Here is a 22,055-nt window from a genome sequence, read left to right on the forward strand (position 1 = left end):
TTCGCAAACGTTGAATTAAAATTTGTGTCCAATGGAAGAAGATTTCGAGTTTGAATTTGGCGAAGATCCAAAATTATCGGTTGAGCGTTACGAGGAGATGATTCGCAATCATGACCAATACTTTTTTGATGCATTGGCTTTTGAAAATATTACCGACTATTATACTGACAAAGGCGATCCTATTAAAGCTTTACAGGTGATTGAATATGCGGTTTCCCAACATCCTTTTGCGGCCGTTTTCCACATCAAAAAAGCACAATTATATGTTTTTACAAACGAGCTTGATAAAGCTTTTGAGTCTTTAGAAAAAGCAGAAATGCTAGAGCCTTCTGAAGCAGATATCTACATGATCAAAGGTAATATCTACGAAAGTTTAGAGCGCCATGATGATGCGATAGAGAATTTGAAGATAGCGTTAGAGATGGCAGAAACTAAAGATGAAGTGCTGATGCAGCTATCTTTTGTTTATCAAAATATGGGTAATTATGAAGAAGCTGTAAGCTATCTTAAACTTTGTTTGGAAAACAACATGGAAAACCAGGATGCCCTCTACGAGCTTGCGTTCTGTTACGATGTTTTGGATAAGCAAGATGAGAGCATCCAGTTTTATCAGCAATATATTGATAGTGAACCTTATTCTTTTGCAGCTTGGTATAACCTCGGCAACGCATATCATAAGCTAGGTCTGTTTGAGAAATCAATCGACGCCTACGATTATGCAATTTTGATCAAAGAGAATTTCGCTTCTGCATACTTTAACAAGGGAAATGCTTTGGTTCAGTTAGACCGTTACCAAGACGCTATTGATGTTTACCATGAAACCTTTGAGTACGAACCACCAAACGCAGATACTTATTGCGCAATGGGCGAGTGTTATGAGAAATTGGAGAAGATGGACGAAGCTCGTTCTTTCTACAAAAAAGCGGTTAAAATGGACACGAAAATGTCTGATGCTTGGTATGGCATTGGCGTAACGCTAGATTTTGAGGAGCGTTACTTTGAATCGTTACATTTTTATAAAAAGGCTTTAAATATCGATGATCAAAACCCGGATTACTGGTTTGCGATTGCAGATGCACATTATAAATTAGGGAATTTAGAGGAATCTGAGCTGGCTTATGAAAAAGTGGTAGAAGTAAACCCTTTAGATGTTGAAGCTTGGTTAGATTATTCGTCTATTGTTTTTGAACAAGACAACATTAAAAAATGTGTGGAAATTATTGCTGAGGGAATTAAAAACAACCCAGATTCTGCGGATTTATACTATCGTTTTGTAGCTTATTTATTTGCCGACGGGCAGTATAATGAAGCTTTAAATCAGCTACAGACGGCTTTGAATGCAGATTTGGAAAAGCATTATTTGTTGTTCGAATACCTTCCTCAGTTACAGACAAACAAAGTAATTATTGATATTATCAATGGATTTACCAAATAGCTTCTGTAAAAATGTGGTTTTAAAACCTACTATTTGCTGTTATTTGATATTTTTTTTGGATTTTTGCATCCGAATATGAATTATACATTAAATAATCTTCCAGAACGTACCGTTAAGCCTCGTCAAAATGGATTAACAATGGTGATGGATAAAGGTCTGAGCCTTAGACAGGTTGAAGATTTTATCGAAGTTGCTGGAGAACATACCGATATTGTAAAACTTGGGTGGGCAACTTCCTTTGTAACTCCTAATCTTAAAGAAAAATTAAAAATATACCGAGATGCAGGTATCCCTGTTTATTTTGGTGGAACTTTATTTGAAGCTTTTGTAATCAGAAATCAGTTTGATGACTACCGCAAAGTTTTAGATGAATTTGATATGAAATTTGCAGAAGTATCTGATGGGTCTATCGAGATTCCTCACGATGAAAAATGTGAATACATTCGTAAATTAAGCTCGCAGGTTACCGTAATATCAGAAGTTGGCTCTAAGGACGAAAAGAAGATTTTTGCGCCTTATAAGTGGATTAATTTGATGAGAGCCGAAATTGAAGCAGGATCTTGGAAGGTGATTGCTGAAGCAAGAGAAAGCGGTAACGTAGGTATCTATAGAGATTCTGGAGAGGTTCGCCAGGGTTTGGTTGACGAAATTTTAACGCAGATACCATCAGAAACCATTATTTGGGAAGCACCTCAAAAGCCACAACAAGTATGGTTTATAGAATTAATAGGCTCTAATGTTAATTTAGGAAATATTGCGCCTGCAGAAGTTATTCCATTAGAAACTATTCGGTTAGGTTTGCGCGGCGATACTTTTAACCATTTTTTGAATCAGATTAAAGAAAAATAAGGGAGTTTTATAACTCCTTTTGGGTTTGTGTAATGAAAAAATATGGATTAATAGGATTCCCCCTTGGGCATTCTTTCTCAGAGAAGTACTTCACAGAAAAATTTGAAAAAGGCAATCTCAAAAACTATCAGTATTCGCTTTTTCCGTTAGAAAATATTCAGGATTTTCCTAAACTTTTGGCGAGCGACCGCGATTTGTATGGGATTAATGTTACCATTCCGCATAAGATCGAAGTTCTTCAATTTTTGGACGAGGTAGATTCGGCAGCAAAGGAAATAGGAGCTGTTAACTGTATTAAAATTTTACACGGGGATACGGTTAAGTCGTTGTTTTCTGGAGAACTCTGTACGCTAAACCCAAAGAAATATAAACTGGTTGGTTATAATACCGATGCTTACGGTTTCGAAAAATCTATTGAACCTTTTCTGAAAAGCCACCATAAAAAAGCACTGATTTTGGGTAATGGCGGCGCAGCTAGGGCAATTAAATATGTGCTAAAGCAACGTAAAATAGCTTTTAAGTTTGTGAGCCGTAATCCTGATAAGGATATGTTTAGCTATGCAGATTTGAACGAAAGCGTATTAAGCGAATACCAGATTATTATTAACACCAGCCCGGTTGGTACTTATCCAAACGCAGATAATTTTCCAGATATTCCTTACCAATTTTTAACAGATAAACATCTTTTGTATGATTTGGTGTATAATCCCGAAGAAACTATTTTTTTACGGAAAGGTAGAGAGCAGGGAGCTAGCATTAAAAATGGTTACCAAATGTTAGAATTGCAGGCAGAGAAATCGTGGGAGATTTGGCAGTCCTAAACGGTTGATAGTGAGCAATTTTTAGCGGAACTGAAAAACTTCGCGGACTATGAGATACAATTTGGTTTAGACTTTTTTAAGCTAAAAAATGGTTAAAAATTAATAACTTGAGCCAATGAAATATTTTTTCTTAGTCTATTTTAGCTTCCTACTATTGCAAGGCTGTAGTCAAACTGCAGACTATGCTCCAAAACCTCGAGGCTACTTTAGACTGGAGTTCCCCAACAAAGAATATCAGACTTTCGATAGCAACCCATATTACAGTTTCGAATATCCTAAATACGCCAACATGTATTTAGATAGTTTAGATGGCAACCAACCCAATTGGTACAATCTTGCTTTTCCACAATTCAACGCCCGTTTACACATCAGTTATTATCCAATCAGTTCAAAAAAAAAATTTAATGAATTGGTAGAGGACTCCCGTAAATTAGCATTTAAACATACGGTTAAGGCAACCGGAATTGATGAGGGCTTAATTGAAGAAAAAGACCACAACGTTTACGGCGTTTTTTACGCTATTGATGGCAACACAGCATCTTCAACACAATTTTTTTTAACAGACAGTAACCGTAATTATATGCGGGCCGCTTTATATTTTAACGAGAAGCCACAACCAGATTCTATACAACCAGTAGTAAATTTCATTAAAAAAGATATTGACCGTATGATCAAAACTTTTAGATGGAAAAAACCATAACCTAAGAAATGAAAAAATTATTATTAATCCTTTTATTTGCAGTGTCAACAATTGGCGCTAAAGCACAATCAATTTTTGAAAATATAAACCTCGCGGAAACGTTTTTTGCAGCTTTGGATTCTGGCCATTACGAAAAAGCATATTCTTTTTTTGATGCTACCGTTCAAGAAAAACTAAAACCCGATAACCTAAAGGCTCTTTGGCAACAAACACAAGCTAGAATAGGTGAATTTAAAGCAATTGATGGCGTACAGAATAAAATTAAAGACGATTTTCAGTTGGTTATTGTTAACCTAAAGTTTGCTAATGATAACCAACCTTTTCAATTGGCGTTTAATAAAGCCAATAAGATAGTGGGCATTTTTATGCTGCCAAAAAGTATGGAAAATGCTTACAGATTACCTAGCTATGCCGATACTGCTTCTTACACACAGAAACTGATTACCATAAAATCTGGGAAGTTTGAGTTACCAGCTATGCTAACCTTACCAAAAGACAGTTTAAACTGCCCAATGGTAATTTTGGTACACGGAAGCGGACCGTCAGATATGGACGAAACGATTGGCCCAAACAAGCCATTTCAAGATATTGCATTAGGTTTGGCAAGCAAAGGAATTGCATCAATTAGGTACGTAAAACGTACATTAATTTATCAAAACGAATTTAAAGGAGCTTTTACGGTAAAAGAGGAAGTATTGGATGATGCTTTATCGGTAATTAATTATGCCAAAACAGTTCCGCAGATTGATCCGAATAAAATTTACGTTTTTGGGCACAGTTTGGGCGGAATGTTAGCTCCCCGAATTGCAACTTTAGAACCTATAATCAAAGGAGTTGTTTTGGCAGCGGCGCCAGCCCGAAAGTTGCAGGATATTGCCATTGAACAGAACAACTATTTTAATACTTTGCAGCCTGATAGTGTGAAAGCAGCGAGTAAAACAATACTTGCGCAGAGTATCAAAGAACTGAATGAGACAAAAGCATTTAACGAGAAAACAGCGAAACAAGATTCCTCTTATTTAGGTTTACCTGTTTCTTATTGGGCAGATTTAAATGCGATGGACCAAGTTGCCATGGCAAAAAAGTTAAACCAGCGCATGCTGATTATTCAAGGTGGCAATGATTTTCAGGTGAGTAAGCAGGATTTTGATATTTGGGAAAAAGGATTGAAAGGTAAGCGTAATGTAGATCTAAAAATGTACCCAATGCTCAATCACCTATTTGTATTTGTAAGTGAAAAAGGAGACAGCAGACAATATGCAACGCCAGCTAATGTTGATCAAACGCTGATTGATGATTTAGCGAGTTGGATAAACCAGAAATAATGAAATTAAAAGCTTTTGTAAACAATCCTTACCAGGAAAACACCTATATACTTTATGCCGCAAATGGCGATTGTGCTATTGTTGATCCCGGAATGTACACTTCGGTAGAGCAAAATTCGGTCGTAAACTTCATTAAGGAAAATAGTTTGAAGCCTACGACCTTGTTAAATACGCATTGCCATATTGATCATGTTTTAGGCAATAAATTTATTTTTGATCAGTACGGTTTAAAACCACAATTTAATAAAGGTGAATTAATGCTTTTGCAATCAGTGCCATCTTATGCACCACAGCAAGGTTTTAATTATGAGCTTTCGCCAGAACCGGAAATTTTTTTGCCCGAAGTAGGCGAAATAACTTTAGGAGGAGAGGTGTTGGAACTGCTTTTTGTACCAGGCCATTCGCCGGCACATTTATGTTTTTACAGCAAAGTAGATAAATTTGTAGTGGGCGGAGATGCGCTTTTTAGAGGAAGCATTGGGCGTACAGATTTGCCCGGAGGAAATCACGCCCTGCTATTAAAAAGCATTGAAGAACGCTTATTTACCTTGCCAGATGATGTAGAAGTTTATCCCGGACACGGACCACATACTACCATAGGTTTCGAAAAATCAAACAATCCATTTTTTAACCGTTAAAGCTTGAATACAGCATATTATATTGCCAAGAGATATCTCTTTTCAAAAAAATCTACCCATGCTATAAATATCATTTCAGGTATTTCCATGTTGGGGGTTTTTGTTGGGAGCGCTGCTTTGGTTGTTATTTTATCTGCATTTAATGGTTTGGAGGATTTGGTGATATCGCTATCAAATACGGTAACGCCAGATTTACGAATTGAACCCACCAGCGGGAAAACTTTTGACCCCAACAATACGGTGCTTTTAGATTTTCAGAAGGATAAGGATATTGCACTTTATACAGAAGTATTAGAAGAGAAAGCACTTTTTAGGTACAGCAATCAACAGTTTATAGGGCAAATAAAAGGAGTAAGTAATTCTTTTTTGTTCAACAAAAAGCTAAAATCCAGTATTGTACAGGGCGAACTTGCGCTTGGTAATCAAGAACAGCCTTTGGCGGTTGTTGGTTCTACCGTTCAATATACTTTGGGTATAAACATCAATAATCCCCTAACCGTTTTAGAGGTTTACTCGCCAAACAAAAACACCTCAAATGCATTTAGCCCAACAGATGAGTTTGTAAGCCGTTACCTTACTCCGGTTGGTGTATTTGAGTCTAATCAAGAATCAGATAACGCCATCATTATCCCGATAGCTACAGCAAGGGAGTTACTTGCAGAACCAAAGAATATTTCAGCTGCCGAAGTTATTTTGAAAGATGGCAGTCGTTCTAACACGATAATGAATACGCTACAAAAAGCGCTTGGCGAGCGGTTTATAGTTAAAGACCGTATCCAACAAAATGCGCTTTTATATAAGATTTTGAACTCGGAGAAATGGGCTGTTTACCTCATTTTAACTTTTGTACTGGTAATCGCGACTTTCAATATTGTTGGGTCTTTAACGATGTTGGTAATTGATAAGCAAAAAGATATTGCCGTGTTGAACAGCTTGGGCGCTGATAAAAGTATGATCAGACAGATTTTTCTGTTAGAAGGATTGATGATTTCTTTTGTGGGCTGTGTTTTAGGGTTGGTTTTAGGAGGGCTGTTTGGTTATGCCCAAATGAAATGGGGTTTTATTACCATGTCGCAGGGTAACTTGGTGGTAAATGCTTATCCAATGGCTTTAAAAGCTGGAGATTTTGTGTTGGTTTTTGTTACCGTTTTGGTAATTTCTTTTATTGCTTCGTTTATCAGTTCCAGACTGAGTGTAAAACGTTTCGAACAGCTGAAGCAAGCTTTGTAAGCTGATTCTTAATATTTAAGCGTTCTCGATTACTGTGGCTAGGAATATACGGGGCTGAACTTTCTATAGGTTGGAAGACGTTCCTTTGAAATTGTAGTAATGCAAAGCCTTTCTAGGTTTTCTAATCAGAAACAATTAATCATTCATCATCCAGTTCAGGTTTAACATCATTTTTTAGATTCTTGCGATAAAAAATATTTATATTTTGAGGAAAACCTTGTTTTTGTATAAGAAATACAAAATAAACCAAGTGACACCCAAGGCGCCTAAAGCGATGTAGAAATCATGCCACTGCTCTGGCGCATATTGGTAAATTCCTTTAAATAGTCTTGTGGAAGTGTACTTCATATTAAATAGGCCGTTTGCTAGGTAAATCAACAGAGAGTTCATACCAATAACCTTGAAAAAGAAACCTATCCGTTTGTACTTTTTAATGTCTATCACCCAATAAAAGAGTGCTAAAAACAGAAAAGACATCCCTGCGGTCAATAGCACAAAAGAGCTAGACCATAGGTGTTTGTTGATTGGGAAATGTAAGCTCCAAATAAGTCCGATACCAATGCTTACCACTCCAAAAATAATAAGTCTTTGTAATTTTTCTTGCCATAGCGATGAGTTTTTCCTCAATATATCTCCGGCAATAGTCCCAAATAGTGTTAAGCAAAGGGACGGCAGTTGGGTGGAAAAAGCAAGCTCATCATAGGTTTTTTGTAGCAACCGTCCAGGCATTATGTGGCGGTCTATCCACCCCGGTAAGTTGCCCTCAAAAGATAGATCGCCAGCTAAATAGCCAGGAGCAGGAATAAGAAAAAGCGCTGCGTAATAGCCCAAAACAATACCCGATATCCAGTACAATTGCTTTTTTGGAAAGTTTACATACAAAATACCGCTAACAAAAGTGGCAAATCCAATGCGACCCAATACGCTTCCAAACCGAATAGTTTCTGGCTCAAATATTTTAAGCGGATTGTTTTTGTAAACTAAGCCTAATGCAATTAGAACCAACATTCTTTTAAATAGCTTTTTATATAATTCTATTTTAGGAATTCCTTTTTGCACACCACTACTTAGGCTGTAGCTCATGGATACGCCGGCCATAAATAGAAATAGCGGAAAAATAAAATCGTAAAACGTGAAACCATGCCATTCGGGATGTTTGAATTGATCTGCCAAAACATCTACCCAAGGCAAATTTGTTTTTCCTTTCAATAAATAAATCAAGGTTGCACCGCCCGAGATAAAAAGCATGTCGAACCCACGGAGAACATCCAAAGACTCCAGCCTGCCTCCTGACTGTTTATTGTCAGGTGCGTTATTTGTGATACGCATTTATTGATTTTTAGGTTTATAATTTAGGATTCGCAAATCCAATATAGGCAATTATCAAAGAATAATTGCAGTATTTTTTTCCAGTAACTCAGCTACTTTATGTAGGTTTTAGCATTAATTGAGCTATGTTTCCATAATCCTGTGGATTTTTGATTAGCTATAAAACATCCTTAAGAGTGAGTAGCGGAGTTCTTGGAAAAAATTAATGGATTTTAAGCGATAGAATAGTGATATCGTCTGTGGCTTCTAGGTAATTCCTTAAAACATCCATTTTGTTAATCAGCTCTTTATGCAGATGTTTTAAATCTTTGGATTTATGTTCTCGCAAAAACTCAATCAATTCCTCTTCGGTAATAGAGTGTTCTTCTTCGCCGTCAAACTCAATAATTCCGTCGGTATAGTTAAATATAATAGCATCATGTTCCAGCGTGATTTCACCTTCGTTTACAAAAGGTAGCTCATCAAAAACGCCAATCATAGTAGTACCTTTTTTTAGTTCTATAACTTCATTTTCATGAATTACTAAGGGGCTATTGTGTCCGGCGTTGATATATTTGACTAATCGTGTTTTGTCGTTATAAACTCCTAAAAATAAGGTGATAAAGCGGTCGCCTTTGGTATTGTTGTAAACAATTTCGTTTAGCTTCTGTATAAGCGTAGTTAAAGGAGTGTTTAAGGAAACCAGTGCTCTTAAGCTAGCCTGAAAATTGGCCATAATTAAAGCTGCGGAAATTCCCTTGCCAGATACATCCGCAACGCACCATAGAAATTCTTCGGGGTTTATCTGTATAAAATCAAAAAAATCGCCACCAATACTCTGGTGTGGTCTATAAATAGATTCTACATCTAAAAGGTTGGTTTTTGGTAGGTTTTGTGGAATCAGCATGTTTTGGACCTGCCTAGCCAATTCAACTTCTCTTTGTAAACGTTCACGGTGTAGGCGCTCTTTAAAAAGTTTTTTGTTTTCAAAGGCTACAACAATTACATTAATTAGTGTTTGAATATAATCGACACTGTTTCCCAGTAATTTTTCGTCGTTTTCAAACTTCCCTACAAGCACAAAAGCTAGAGCCTCTTCTTTGTGGTGAACAGGAATAAAATAATCAAATGCATTGAATATCGGATTCTGATGGTCAGTGATATTCACGGGGTATTTTAGTGGCATCAATTCGTCAGCAATCACTTGCAAATCTTCTGGGGCCTCAAGTTCATCACCAAAATTAGACACGCAAAAATATTGATCTATGTTTAAAAGCAACAATCTAAACTTTTTAACGCGTAGGTTGTTTCTCATGATCGTTTCTAGCATTTCAACTAGGGTTTCACTGGATACATTGCTATTAATTGCCCTCGTAATTTCTAATAGTGCACTTAATTCAGCTTGTCGCTTTAACAAGAGTTCTACTATATCTATCTGGGCATCAGATTCTGAAGAATCATGCTCTTGCATTTTTTTGTCTGTTGTGTATGGTTTAGAAAACTAAATGTACAGAAAGCAATACAAAGTGTCAACTAAAGGTTTGTTTTTTCCGTTTTCAAGCGAAAAAAAAGTATAATGACCGGAAAGAAAAGGATAATTGACATTGCAATTTGGCTTTAGAAAAATAGAAATTTTTCTGAAAGTTAAACATTAGAGACATCGGCTTTTAAATCAAACAAATCTCTAAGTCCGATGGTAATTAAGTTGAACGCGTAAACCGTAAGCATAATCATTAAGCCGGGAATCAAGGCTAGGTAAGCGCCATCCATCACAATATAACCGTAATGTTCCTTAATCATTCCGCCCCAAGTTGGCATTGGCGGTTGTGCACCAAAACCTAAAAAGCTTAAACCAGCTTCTAATAAAATTGCTGATGCAAAGTTAGATGCCGCCATCACTAAAATGGCGCCCATAATATTGGGTAGAATATGGATATAGATGATGCGTAGATTTGAAAAACCCAGAGAACGGGCAGCTTCCACAAATTCGGTGTTTTTTAAAGATAAAACCTGTCCGCGTACCAAGCGGGCAACTTCTACCCACATGGATAAGCCAACGGCAATAAAAACCTGCCAAAAGCCTTTTCCTAAAGCAAAAGAAATAGCAATGACTAATAATAAGGCCGGTAAAGACCATAAAACATTCATTAACCAACTGATAATAGCGTCGATTCTGCCACCAAAAAATCCGGCGGCTGCGCCTAAACTGATGCCCAAAACTAAACTGATGAGAACTGCCATAAAACCCACGGTTAAAGAAACGCGAGCTCCGATGATGATTCTGCTCAGTAAATCCCTGCCGTAAATATCGGTACCTAGCCAAAAAGTTTTGTTAATAATGTTTTCTTTTTTGATTTGATATTGAGTTTTACCTTTAAAAGTGTTAAGCCCAATTTTCTTCCATTCGCTGCTTTCGCCGGCACCTAAATATTCTTTATACCATAAGTACTGCGAATTAAATCGATACGTGGTAACGGGTGTTAAATCAAATGCATTGGTTTGCCCATGCAAAAGTTTTGTAAACAGATTAACTTTTGGTGGCTCGGGATTTTTTGGTGTTTTGATAAAAGTGAAACTAGAACCAGGTTTTTCGATATTGAGTTCCAGATGCATTTCATTTGCCATTGGACTATCATCGGGCGTAAGCCAATAACCTAAAAAAGCTAAAACGGTAACTAGCGTAATAAAAAACAAGCCGATTAAAGAGAGTTTGTTTTTAGCAAAAGTACGCCATGATTTGTTTGAGTTGCTTTCCACGATATTAACGACTTATTTTACCATACGGCCTTTCCAATTGTATTTACCGGCGTTGCCCATTATCCCAATATAAATGAAATACACCACATGTAAAAATGTTAGAAAGGTGAGGTTAATGAGCAAGCCTTTACGTTTAACAAAGTTAGTAAGCGGTTCTAAGAAAAATAGTTCGGCACTAAATTTTATCACAAACTGAATGGCTACTAATTTTAAAAAATCGGGATAAAAAAAGGCAAGTACAAAGTTTAGTGCTAAAGAAAGGTTAAAGAGCCACATACAAACGGCTAACGCAATTATTTTTTTGTCTTTGTATTTTACGCTTTTGCTAGCCCAGCGTCTTCTTTGTTGGATAAATTCTTTTACGGTTGATTTGGCATGGGTATAAACCAGCGCATCATACGATTTGCAGAAACCAATGGTGCCCGGATAAGCTTTCGCTACTTTATGTAAAAAGAGTTCATCGTCGCCAGATGCCAAATCATCAATACCTTTAAAACCGCCCAATTTTAAAAACACCTCTTTTTTATAAGCCAAGTTAGCCCCGTTACAGGTTGAGGGCATTTTGTTCCCAATGCCTGCCGCACCTAATCCAATAAGGTATAAAAACTCTAGGGTTTGTAAGCGTTCAAAAAGAGATTTTTCTTGATGATAAACAACCGGCGAGCTTATTAAATTAAAGTTTTTCTCCTGATAAAGCCCCACTACACTCAACAGCCAGTTTTTTCCCATTCTACAATCGGCGTCTGTAGCCACAATCAACTCGCCAGAGGTAACTTTTATAGCTTCGGCAATTGCTTTCTTTTTATAAGAATTTAGGGGTTCGCTTTCATTAAGCTGGATTAATTTAACACCGCGATCCGCATAGCTGGCGATAATGCCAGAAGTGTTATCTGTAGAATGATCATCTACAATAATGAGTTCAAAAAGTTCTTTTGGGTAATTCTGTTGTAATATATCTTCAATGGTTAAATGGATACTTTCGGCCTCATTTCTGGCTGCAATTAAAACCGAAACTTTAGTTTTTGGCAAAACAACCAATGGCGTATAGAAAGGGATTTTTTGCCAACCTGTTCTCAAAAAGAACACTAAAAAAGCATATAAAAAAGTGAGAGCTAAGGATAAGCAGCTAATTATTACGACTATCAAAAAATTTCAGTTTAAAAACAAAGTAAGAACCAATGATGGCAGGAATAATTAAATTCACAAACCAAATTAACGCAATTGCGGCCATTATTGCCACATCATGTGTGGTGATAAAACCAAAAAAGTAAGTTGCCGTTAAACTGCGTACGCCAACATCCAATAAATCTAACGATGGCAATGCAGATTGGATAAAGAACAGGATAAAAACCATTAAAGCTGACTGATAAAAATGGATTTCTGGTAGCAACAGATAAATAATTACAATATATTGGATCGTAAATACCGAAAACCTGGCGATGCTGTACAACATTACTTTAGTAAGTTCTTTGTGGTGATAACGATTGAGGACCGAAAAAAATCGTTTGAACTTTTTTAAGAAATTGATGCTGTTTAAAGATTTTTCTATCCAACGGATGTTAAAATAAAACACGATGAAAAAAAAGCAGAAACCCATTACCAAAAAGCAGATGGCTATAAATAACCATTGGTCTAAGGGTTTAAAATTATAGATAAACCATAGTAAAGCAATTGCGCCAACCACATTAGTAATCACCATTTGCGCAATTTGCCCAACGCTCATGGCAACGGCTCCTTGTATCCGCCGCCTTGGCGAAAGAAAAAATACCCTACCGCCATATTCTCCAATTCTGTTGGGAGTAAAAATGGCCCAGGTTAAGCCACAAAAAACAGATTCTACGGCTTTATAATAACTAATGCGTTCAACTTTTGAAATCAGGAATTTCCATTTTGCGCTTTCAATTAGCCAATTGGCCAGCATCAGTAAAAAAACCAAAGTTATTGTGCTGTAAACCTTAACAGGAGATAAGTCTTTTATGAGTTGGTTAAACTGACTAAGATTTTGGTGGTTGCTGAGTTTTTGGTAAATAAAATAACCAGCTAAAACAACGATAATTATTTTTAAGCTGTAACTGATTATTTTTTTCTGCTTTGCCGTCAACGGGTATGTGATTTTATACAATGTTAAGAATTTACGCTAATATTGCAGCCATGTTGAAAGAAAAATCCAAAGAACGTATTATCCTAGGGATTGATCCAGGTACTGCGGTGATGGGTTATGGTTTGATAAAAGAAACCGGAAGTAAGATTGAACTGATTAGTTTGGGGGTGGTAAAAATGACCCATTTGGACGATCATTTTTTGAAACTGCAACGTATTTTTGAAAAAACAACGAACTTAATTGAGCAATACCATCCCGATTGTATTGCTTTGGAAGCACCTTTCTACGGTAAAAACATTCAGGTAATGCTAAAGTTGGGTAGGGCACAAGGAGTTGCAATGGCTGCAGGTTTGGCTAAAGGATTGCCAATTTTTGAATATTCACCAAAAAAGATAAAGCAATCTGTTACTGGAAACGGAAATGCCACTAAAGAACAGCTTGCGGCTATGTTAAAGCAATTGCTGAATTTTAAGGAAACGCCAGAGTTTTTAGATGCCACGGATGGTTTGGGTGTTGCGGTTTGTCATTCGTTCCAGAAAATCTCAACTAGCGGTACCGGTAAATCTTACAGTGGTTGGGAAGCTTTTGCTAAAGATAATGTAAAGCGGGTTAAATAATCTGTTCGTTAAAAATCATTTCAACGTTTTCCTTCCCACTCACCGTAAAATTGCTCCAAGTATTCAGTCTAAGCGGGATTTTTCTTTTCGAGAACCCTGCGTTTATTTATTATATTTCAGATTAAGGTATAAAATCCTCCCGGCTCATTGCCGCCGGAAAGGCTATTTCTTTTTAGATAAAAAGAAACAAAACTCTTTTTTTGTCGCACAGGTGCTTTTGGCGCAAAGCCACCGCACATCAGAAAATCAAGTGCGCTTATTTTTACTAGGAACTACGTTAACAAAGTGCATTGCAAACCCGACGTAAAACCGCTTTCGCTATATGCTTGGCAGTGCTGTTATTAAGTCTACTGCTGCTGATTTTCTGATTTTCCAGCACTTCCACCGCTCCTTGTATTGTGAAAACTTATTATGGTAACCTTTATAATAGAAATAGCAGAGCCACTTAGCAAGTCTGGCCTTAGAATGTTTGGATTGGAACCCGATAAATCTTTTGCAGAAACTTTGTTTATCTACAGGCATCAGCAATCTGCAGAAGTGTTGTAGAAACTTTGTTAAAGCAATACCGTTCTCACGGCTTGGATTGCGCTAAAAGATTTATTACGGTGTAATGAACAAAGATTCGGAAGCCTTGATTTTTTTGGTTCTTTTTTCATCAAGGAAAAAAGAACTTGAGTTGGCCGCTCAAGAGGCCGGAAAGGCTGTGTGGAAATGCCTTTTTATAAATTTTAACATCAATGGAATGTTGTGTGCAGACCTTGTTTGGGCTGGATAATGTCAATAGATCCAAAAATACATCATTTCAACGTTTTCCTTCCCACTCGCCATAAAACTGTTCTAAGTATTGTAGCATAAAAGCATGGCGTTGTTGTGCAACCTGCTTCCCAGTTACGGTATTCATTTTATCTTTCAGCAACAATAGTTTTTCGTAAAAATGATTGATGGTAGGAGCTGTTGTGTTTTTATAAGCTTCTTTACTTTGGTTGATCTGTGGCGGAATAGCTGGGTTGTAAAGTTCTCGGTTTTTAAAACCACCATAAGTAAAAGCCCGGGCGATGCCAATTGCACCAATTGCATCTAACCTGTCTGCATCTTGTACTACCAACATTTCTGGCGACGAAAAATTAAGCACACCCAAACTAGCTTTAAACGACATGTTTCTGATGATTTGCTGTACATGTATAACAATTTCATCAGCTATATTGATAGATTTTAAAAAATCGCCAGCTTTTTGCGGACCAATTTCTTCATCTCCGTTATGGAATTTAGAGTCGGCAATATCATGTAAAAGCGCTGCAAATTCAACCACATCCAAATTTACATGTTCATGCTTGGCAATTTCCTTCGCCGTTTTCCAGACGCGTTCAATATGCCACCAATCATGACCTGCCTCTGCGTTTTCGAGTTCTTTTTTTACAAAACTTAGGGTGAGTTGTATTTTATCTTGCATACATCCGATCCAGATTTTTTATCCGGAAATATTTATTTTAATAATTTTCAAAAAATTAAATTTTCACCATTCACCATTCACCATTCACCATTCACCATTCACCATTCACCATTCACCATTCAAACCTAACTCCCCTTCGTTCCCCTTATCATCTGCTCTAAACCATCCCACATTTCGTCCGTTACAATCTCCAAACCATTAAATTGTCCAGCTCCCTGTAACCATTCGCCCCCATCAATTGTAATGATTTCCCCGTTAATATATCCCGAAAAATCCGACAATAGATAAGCGGCTAAGTTTGCCAGTTCTTGATGATCGCCCACTCTTTTTAATGGAACGCGATTTTTAAAATCAAATTTTTTAGCCATTTCTCCGGGCAATAATCTATCCCAAGCGCCTTTTGTAGGGAAGGGGCCTGGCGCAATAGCATTACACCTAATTTGGTAATGCCCCCATTCCGCCGCTAAAGATTTTGTCATTGCTAAAACGCCACCTTTTGCGCATGCCGACGGAACCACGTAGCCCGAGCCTGTAAATGCATAAGTAGTCACAATATTTAAAATACTTGCCGGCTGTTTTTCTTTGATCCAGTGTTTGCCAAAAGCCAAAGTGCAGTTTACGGTTCCCTTCAAAACAATATCTATAATGGTGCTAAAAGCATTTGCAGACAATCTTTCCGTCGGCGAAATGAAATTTCCCGCTGCGTTGTTCAACAAACCATCAACGGTTTTAAACTTTTCTAAAGAAGCATTCAAAACGTTTTCTACCTGCTCAGCATCTCTAACATCGCAGGCAACTGCCAAAACTTTACCGCCAGTTTTTGCTTCCAACTCTTCGGCTGTTTTTTGCAATACCTCTAACTTTCGCGATGTGATGACCACATTTGCCCCTAATTGCAATAAATAAGTACTCATTGCCTTTCCCAAGCCCGTTCCTCCACCGGTTACTACATAGGTTTTACCTTTTAAAGCATCGTCTCTTAACATGGGTTGGTTGTACATGGTCTTTAAATTTAATGTGTTTTATGTAAGATAGTGATTTTGGTAAAATAGCAAGCTAAAACGGGTGTAGATATTTAAGGGAAGTAACAAATATATGGGCGTAACCCGCTAAAGGGCGGGTCGGGCTTTCCGTTGCAATCTTTTTTGTTCATCCTTCAACTCCCTCTTCGGCTCCGCTCAGAGTGACAGTGCTCAGGATCACAAAAAAGGATTTTCACTGCAATCCCTTACGCAAAACCCAATAAATAAAAAGCCTCTTCTGATATGCAAAATGACATATTAGAAGATGTGAATATGCTTTAAAAGCGATTACCCAGCCTTTTTTCCCTGCAAATTCTCAATAATGGTTTTTAAAATAGAACGCGTACTTGGTGACCACCATTGCGCTAACATTTTGTCTAACGTCTCGGTTTGGTCCTCGTTCATTTTTTCGATCAAGGCTTTGCGTATGTTCAGCTTACTTTGTTGCCAAGTGTTTTGCTCCAATTGTAGGTAAACCTTCATCTGCTTTAAAGCTGCCGTCATCAAAGAGTCTATGGGTTTAACCACATCAACCAAACCTATAGTTTTTGCTTCGGCCGAACCCATTAGTTTACCCTCTAATAAATTGCGGTAAGCATTGCCTTTACCAATCCAAAAAGCATAAAGTTCAAAAATACTATCGGGTACAATAATGCCAACTGGCACTTCATTTAACCCGATGATAAACTCGCCTTCCGCCATTACGCGGTAATCAGAACAAATTGCTAAAACACAACCACCTGCGGGGCTATGGCCACTTATGGCAGTAATTAAAGGCTTTTTAAAACTGGTTAGCGCTTTAACTAAGTCTAAAAACTTGGCCCAAAAAACTTTCATCTGCAACTCATCATAACCATAAAGTTCAATTAAGTCTAAACCAGCCGTAAAAAAACCATGCTTACCGGTCAATATCACACCAAAAATGTTGGCGTCTTGTTCAATACTGGTAATTATTTTTTTCAACTCGTCCAGCATTTTCTCATTCATGGCGTTAGACTTTCCGCGGTCTAAAGCAATAATTGCTATGCTATCCTGTATGGTTATTTTAAGAGTCTCCATTTTGTTTTATTTTTTTGGAATCACATTATAGTTGATTACTTTTCTAGCAAGATGACCATTTAAATCTGTTCCTTCAAGTATAACTCTGTATTTTCCTGTATTATCTCCGTTATAAAAGCTCACGTTTGCGTTGCCTAACTTGTCTGTAATAATATTCGGGTTCCAGTAAATAGTAGTTCTTAAATCGGCAACGCTAGCGTTTAATTTTGGGTCGGCATAATTTGGGACATAAAATTCTTTAGTTTTTAAAAAACCAATAGGCTGGTAAGTAACTACGCCCGGTACAAATACTTTGCTCACGAAGCCTGGTTTGCCTCTTTTGGTATTGATAATAATCACACCGCCAGCACCTCCGCCTCCGTATATTGCAGTATAGGCTATACTTTTTAAAATTTCGATAGATTCAACATCTTGAATGGGGATGTCGCTTAAAGACTCTGGCTCCATATTCATTCCGTCAACTATAATCTGCGCTTCTCTACCTCTGATATAAGCAATCCCATCATTAATTGTTAAGCCAGCAATTCGCCCTTGCAATGCTTGTTCAATAGAAAAAGCGTTTCCGAAATCTTTTTCTGTTAACACTTTGTCCGCATTTCCAGAGCCGTTTAAATTTGATGTTTCTTGAACTTCGGGTTTTTTATCAACCACAACCACCTCGCCTAATAAAATAGAACGGTTTACAATTCCGTTTTTGAGCCATTCTTCATATTGTGATTTGCTATTTTTTAGATAGGCCGTCATAGAATCGTTGATATTGACCGTTAAATCTGCCTGGTTTTTATTTTTTAATACAACCGGAAAGGTGCTGTTGTAAAGCTCAATCTCCACAAATTTTCGGTCTTTTACGTTTCTTGCCTGCACCATAAATCGGGTACTGTCCGGAAAGTAAAGACTATCGACCATAAACTCGCCTAATGCATTTGTTTTAGTCTGCACTAAAAACGGTTTCTTGCCAGACGAAAATATGGTTACGGTACCGTCTACTACCGGTTTATCTTTTCCTCGGGTTACCCGCCCGCTAATGCTCAAAGTTTTTTCTGGTTTAAAAGTATCCTTTTGCGGAACGTTTAAATTTTTCCAGTTGAAACGGCGCCAGCCTTGGGTAAGCATCAATACATCAGTATCTATTGTTTTACTCTCGGTAATGTTGCTTAAGTAATAGTTGGGTTTTTCAACATAGCCCTTAATGTCGGAAGTAAGCAATAAGTTGGTAAAAATGCTTTCTTCCTCATCATTAGGTATGTTTACTTTGCCAGCATCAACTACCGCTATAGAGAACGCACCCATTACAGGCAGACCATTGGAGCCTGTCGATTTTATGGATAAAGTAGCTTTGCTTCTTTGGGTGTATGTTGTTTTATCGGTGTTGATAGCTAACCCAATAGTATCTGTTGGCGGAATAAAAATCAGCCTTTCTGCTATAGGCTGCATGTTTTCATCAAATAGTGTAAATTGGTTAATGCCAGAAATAAACCGTGATCTATCAAGCTTTGCCGAAAACGCTAAGGACGTAATTTTTGAGCTGGCGGTATACAGTATATTGCCACTGTTTTGCGCAACTACAGTGAAAAATTTATTTAAGTTCTGCTGTAAAAAACCATTATTAACAGCAACTTTAACGGTAATACTATCAGCTTGTGAACTCATTATACTTAATGTAGCACCTTCTGCCAACACGGTGGGTAGTTTGATGTTCCTTTCCGATCCATCTTCGAACTTTACTACGGCTTCGTAAGTTTTTCCTGCTTTAGGGGTTAAGCTAAAAATGCCCATTCCTAAATTGCGTGTGTTAATCAAAGCTAGTTTTTCGCCATTGTTATCCTGCACATATCCAGCTATTGCTTTTCCCAATCCATCTGCGCCTAAAGCTTTAAATGCAACCTTGCTTCTTACATCCTGTACTAAATTGCCGCCTTCTGGAAAAAACTGAACATCAACCGAGTTAGAGGTGCTTTTTATTGGTATAATTTTGTCTATCGTTGTGTTTTCGCCGATTTTAATTGCCGCATTGATACGCCCGCTATTTCCAAAAGATGCTTTGGTATTATTAAATCCTAACTCAATATTTCCTTTTTCATCGGTCTTAATTTTGCCTTTTGTAATTGTTTTACCTTCTATAACAACATTGTAGGTTACTTCTTTGTTAGCGTAAGGGTAGCCATCTAAATTGCTGAAGTTGATTTTTGAATTTATTTTTTCCGATTTTTCTTCCTGCGTAAAACTATATGTTGCTTTAGTAATCAATTGGTTAGCCCATGCGTTTCCAACCTTAAATGTTTTATCGTAAAAGAAAGCCTCGTCGTAATTACGCATCCATGTGGTATATGCCCGCAAGCGGTAATTTCCTTCTTTTATCGAATCTTTTAATTCAAAATTGCCCCAACCTAAACCAGCAACCAAAGGTAAACGCAAGGTTTTTTGTACCGAGTCTTTAGCGTCAATTAAATCAACATAAAGTATATTGCTGTTTGGTGTTGATTTTAAATTTTGTGCATCAACAACATAAGCTTTAAACCAAATTTGATCCCCAACAGCGTAGTAAGGTTTGTCTGTATGGAGGTATATTTTTTCTTGTGTGTGAGTTGTAAAGTATTGCTGAAAACTTTTTAAAAACTTTGTCAGTGGGTCATCATCGGCTGTAAAGCTTAATAAAAAATAGGCGCTAGCGAATAGCAATAAAATGCCGGAAGTTTTTTTTGTTTTCATTTACTTAGGATGATTTTTTTACAACAAGGTTTAAAATTTAAAAAAGCCTCTGTTAGAGGCTTTAGGTATAAGTATTAATTTTCGTTTTAGAACTGATTTTTCCACATCATGCTTTCTACAGGTTTGGTGGTTTTGTTGTTGTATTTTGCGTTTCCTTTGGTGTTGTACATGGTTTCTATATCACCTTCAACTACAAAATAAATTAATTGTCCAATCGGCATTCCCGCGTAAATCCGTACAGGCTGTGTAGCAGATATTTCTAAGGTCCAAGTATTGCAAAAACCAACGTCTCCTTTTCCTGCTGTGGCGTGTATGTCAATCCCCAATCTTCCGGTGCTAGATTTGCCTTCTAAAAACGGAACATGTTTGTGTGTTTCGGTATATTCTAATGTAACACCAAGGTATAAAGTGTTGGGTTGTAGCACAAAACCTTCTTTCGGAATCTCAAAATGCTCAATAGTGTTGTGTTTTTTAGCGTCAAGTTCTCTGTCTTTATAGCAAGCCAAATGTTTTCCTAAATGCACATCGTAAGAATTAGTGCCTAAACAGTCTCTATTAAAGGGTTCTATTACAATTGTACCGGCTTCAATTTCTTTTAGTATAAGTTGGTCAGAAAGTATCATGGTTTATTTTTGATAAACCCTAAATTATAATTAATTTAAAATACTTTCGATAATAAATTATAATTTTAGAAATGCCTATAACTTTTTATCAAGATATTAACTCGGATACTGCTATCGGTTTATGGAAAATTACGGAGACTCCTGCAGAATTGGAGGCACAATTGCAACTTAAAGAGCATGAGATTGTTCTTTTAAAATCGTTAGGGAAAGAAAAAAGAAATTTGCATTGGCTGGCAACACGTGTGCTTTTGCGCAAAATGATTAATACCAACGAATACATTGATTTTCAGGTCGACGAAAGCGGGAAACCTTACCTTGCAAACCATCCTCACCATATTTCTTTAAGCCATTCTTATGATTATGCGGCGGTAATGGTAAGTAAAACCAGAAAAGTTGGGATAGATATAGAAGTTATAAAATCGAAGATAGAAAGGGTACAGCAAAAATTTTTGGCTGATAAAGAACTGGAGTTTATAGGCAAAACCGATAGGATTGAGAAACTTTACGTATGCTGGTGTGCCAAAGAAGCTTTGTACAAACTCAACGGAAAAAAAGAAACTTCGTTTAAAGATCACATCAAATTAAATGATTTTACTTACGCTGATGAAGGGATGCTAAAAGCGAAAATTGAGAAAAACAATCGCTTTAAAAATTACGTTGTTAATTTTAAAAGGATTGAAGATTACATGTTAGGCTACGTTTGCGAATGATAAAGAATAAAAAAGTAATTTTTGAAGATTGGGGTCTGCTTGATTATCAGGAAGCTTGGGATAGGCAGGAACAAGTTTTTTCTGAAGCGGTAGCTATCAAATCGTTCAACAGAACTCATCCCGATGAAGAAAAACAGACTACCAATACGCTTGTTTTTGTAGAGCATCCACACGTATATACTTTAGGGAAAAGTGGTAAGCCAGAAAATCTGTTGTTGGATGAGAGCCAGTTGAAAGAGAAAGAAGCCACTTATTATAAGATTAACCGTGGTGGTGATATTACCTATCATGGGCCAGGGCAATTGGTAGGTTATCCCATTTTAGACCTCGATAATTTTTTTACCGATATTCATTTATACCTCCGAACTTTAGAGGAGGCCGTGATTCTTACACTTAAAGATTATGGCATAACAGCGGGTAGGTATCCCGGTTTTACCGGTGTTTGGATTGATGCCGATAATGAGAAAGCTCGAAAAATTTGTGCAATGGGTGTACGTTGTAGTCGTTGGGTAACCATGCATGGTTTTGCTTTTAATGTAAATGCCAACCTGGATTATTTTAAAAATATAGTGCCTTGTGGTATCGATGATAAAGACGTTACCTCTATGCAACGCGAACTGGGGCACCCCGTAGCTATAAATGAAGTTAAAGAAAACCTAAAACAACATATTGCCGTACTTTTTGATATGCAAATGGTATGA

At 37.1% G+C, this 22,055-nt stretch carries 20 protein-coding genes; 10 read left to right on the plus strand and 10 right to left on the minus strand.

Annotated features, from left to right (window positions below; genetic code table 11):
• Positions 1-31 precede the first annotated feature (31 nt).
• The 7 genes from B176_RS0102545 (at position 32) to B176_RS0102575 (ending at position 6,998) form a co-directional block, all read left to right on the plus strand.
• Positions 32-1,435 carry a tetratricopeptide repeat protein gene (locus B176_RS0102545; RefSeq protein ID WP_017257205.1) on the plus strand — a complete coding sequence of 468 codons (1,404 nt, stop codon included), beginning with the start codon at positions 32-34 and terminating at the stop codon, positions 1,433-1,435.
• Between the two features lie 75 nt (positions 1,436-1,510).
• Complete coding sequence (locus B176_RS0102550) at positions 1,511-2,284, plus strand: phosphosulfolactate synthase (protein ID WP_017257206.1); 774 nt, start codon at positions 1,511-1,513, stop codon at positions 2,282-2,284.
• A 32-nt stretch (positions 2,285-2,316) separates the two neighbouring features.
• Positions 2,317-3,105 carry a shikimate dehydrogenase family protein gene (locus B176_RS0102555; RefSeq protein WP_017257207.1) on the plus strand — a complete coding sequence of 263 codons (789 nt, stop codon included), beginning with the start codon at positions 2,317-2,319 and terminating at the stop codon, positions 3,103-3,105.
• Positions 3,106-3,220: 115 nt separating this feature from the next.
• Positions 3,221-3,805 (plus strand): gliding motility lipoprotein GldD, encoded by a 585-nt coding sequence (gene gldD / locus B176_RS0102560; RefSeq protein WP_017257208.1) that lies wholly within the window; start codon positions 3,221-3,223, stop codon positions 3,803-3,805.
• An 8-nt stretch (positions 3,806-3,813) separates the two neighbouring features.
• Positions 3,814-5,130, plus strand: coding sequence for a DUF3887 domain-containing protein (locus B176_RS0102565; RefSeq protein ID WP_017257209.1), 1,317 nt, complete (start codon positions 3,814-3,816; stop codon positions 5,128-5,130).
• Positions 5,127-5,768, plus strand: a complete 642-nt coding sequence (locus B176_RS0102570; RefSeq protein WP_026063117.1) for an MBL fold metallo-hydrolase — start codon at positions 5,127-5,129, stop codon at positions 5,766-5,768. Before B176_RS0102565 ends, B176_RS0102570 begins: the two co-directional genes overlap by 4 nt.
• A gap of 3 nt (positions 5,769-5,771) precedes the next feature.
• Complete coding sequence (locus B176_RS0102575; protein WP_026063118.1) at positions 5,772-6,998, plus strand: FtsX-like permease family protein; 1,227 nt, start codon at positions 5,772-5,774, stop codon at positions 6,996-6,998.
• A 198-nt stretch (positions 6,999-7,196) separates the two neighbouring features.
• Here the strand turns inward: B176_RS0102575 and B176_RS0102580 are convergent, their stop codons facing one another.
• The 5 genes from B176_RS0102580 to B176_RS0102600 form a co-directional block, all read right to left on the minus strand.
• The gene (locus tag B176_RS0102580; RefSeq protein ID WP_017257212.1) at positions 7,197-8,327 is read right to left on the minus strand and encodes an acyltransferase family protein; all 1,131 of its coding nucleotides are present in this window, start codon (positions 8,325-8,327) and stop codon (positions 7,197-7,199) included.
• 202 nt (positions 8,328-8,529) lie between these two features.
• A complete protein-coding gene (locus tag B176_RS0102585) occupies positions 8,530-9,777 on the minus strand; it encodes a PP2C family protein-serine/threonine phosphatase (RefSeq protein WP_017257213.1) in 1,248 nt (415 codons plus the stop codon).
• Positions 9,778-9,950: 173 nt separating this feature from the next.
• Positions 9,951-11,063: an ABC transporter permease gene (locus B176_RS0102590; RefSeq protein ID WP_017257214.1), complete on the minus strand. Its 1,113-nt coding sequence runs from the start codon at positions 11,061-11,063 to the stop codon at positions 9,951-9,953.
• A gap of 12 nt (positions 11,064-11,075) precedes the next feature.
• Positions 11,076-12,140 (minus strand): glycosyltransferase family 2 protein, encoded by a 1,065-nt coding sequence (locus tag B176_RS0102595; RefSeq protein ID WP_017257215.1) that lies wholly within the window; start codon positions 12,138-12,140, stop codon positions 11,076-11,078.
• A gap of 49 nt (positions 12,141-12,189) precedes the next feature.
• On the minus strand, positions 12,190-13,164 hold the full coding sequence (locus B176_RS0102600) for a lysylphosphatidylglycerol synthase domain-containing protein (RefSeq protein WP_026063121.1): 975 nt from the start codon (positions 13,162-13,164) through the stop codon (positions 12,190-12,192).
• Positions 13,165-13,214: 50 nt separating this feature from the next.
• Between B176_RS0102600 and ruvC the strand changes: the two genes are divergently transcribed.
• Positions 13,215-13,781: a crossover junction endodeoxyribonuclease RuvC gene (ruvC, locus tag B176_RS0102605; RefSeq protein ID WP_026063122.1), complete on the plus strand. Its 567-nt coding sequence runs from the start codon at positions 13,215-13,217 to the stop codon at positions 13,779-13,781.
• A gap of 802 nt (positions 13,782-14,583) precedes the next feature.
• On the opposite strand, the gene B176_RS0102625 is transcribed toward ruvC, so the two are convergent.
• The 5 genes from B176_RS0102625 to dcd form a co-directional block, all read right to left on the minus strand.
• The gene (locus B176_RS0102625) at positions 14,584-15,231 is read right to left on the minus strand and encodes an HD domain-containing protein (RefSeq protein ID WP_017257221.1); all 648 of its coding nucleotides are present in this window, start codon (positions 15,229-15,231) and stop codon (positions 14,584-14,586) included.
• 125 nt (positions 15,232-15,356) lie between these two features.
• The gene (locus B176_RS0102630; protein ID WP_017257222.1) at positions 15,357-16,232 is read right to left on the minus strand and encodes an SDR family oxidoreductase; all 876 of its coding nucleotides are present in this window, start codon (positions 16,230-16,232) and stop codon (positions 15,357-15,359) included.
• A 309-nt stretch (positions 16,233-16,541) separates the two neighbouring features.
• Positions 16,542-17,312, minus strand: a complete 771-nt coding sequence (locus B176_RS0102635; RefSeq protein WP_017257223.1) for an enoyl-CoA hydratase/isomerase family protein — start codon at positions 17,310-17,312, stop codon at positions 16,542-16,544.
• Between the two features lie 6 nt (positions 17,313-17,318).
• Entirely contained in the window at positions 17,319-20,021 is a 2,703-nt protein-coding gene (locus B176_RS0102640; protein ID WP_017257224.1) for a Plug domain-containing protein, read from the minus strand.
• Between the two features lie 86 nt (positions 20,022-20,107).
• Positions 20,108-20,644, minus strand: coding sequence for a dCTP deaminase (gene dcd, locus B176_RS0102645; protein WP_017257225.1), 537 nt, complete (start codon positions 20,642-20,644; stop codon positions 20,108-20,110).
• A gap of 71 nt (positions 20,645-20,715) precedes the next feature.
• Between dcd and B176_RS0102650 the strand changes: the two genes are divergently transcribed.
• Together B176_RS0102650 and lipB are read left to right on the plus strand one after the other, a co-directional pair.
• A complete protein-coding gene (locus tag B176_RS0102650; protein WP_017257226.1) occupies positions 20,716-21,354 on the plus strand; it encodes a 4'-phosphopantetheinyl transferase family protein in 639 nt (212 codons plus the stop codon).
• The gene (lipB, locus tag B176_RS0102655; RefSeq protein WP_017257227.1) at positions 21,351-22,055 is read left to right on the plus strand and encodes a lipoyl(octanoyl) transferase LipB; all 705 of its coding nucleotides are present in this window, start codon (positions 21,351-21,353) and stop codon (positions 22,053-22,055) included. The genes B176_RS0102650 and lipB overlap by 4 nt, the downstream gene beginning before the upstream one ends.

The organism is Pedobacter arcticus A12 (genome assembly GCF_000302595.1).
GTDB classification, from domain to species: domain Bacteria; phylum Bacteroidota; class Bacteroidia; order Sphingobacteriales; family Sphingobacteriaceae; genus Pseudopedobacter; species Pseudopedobacter arcticus.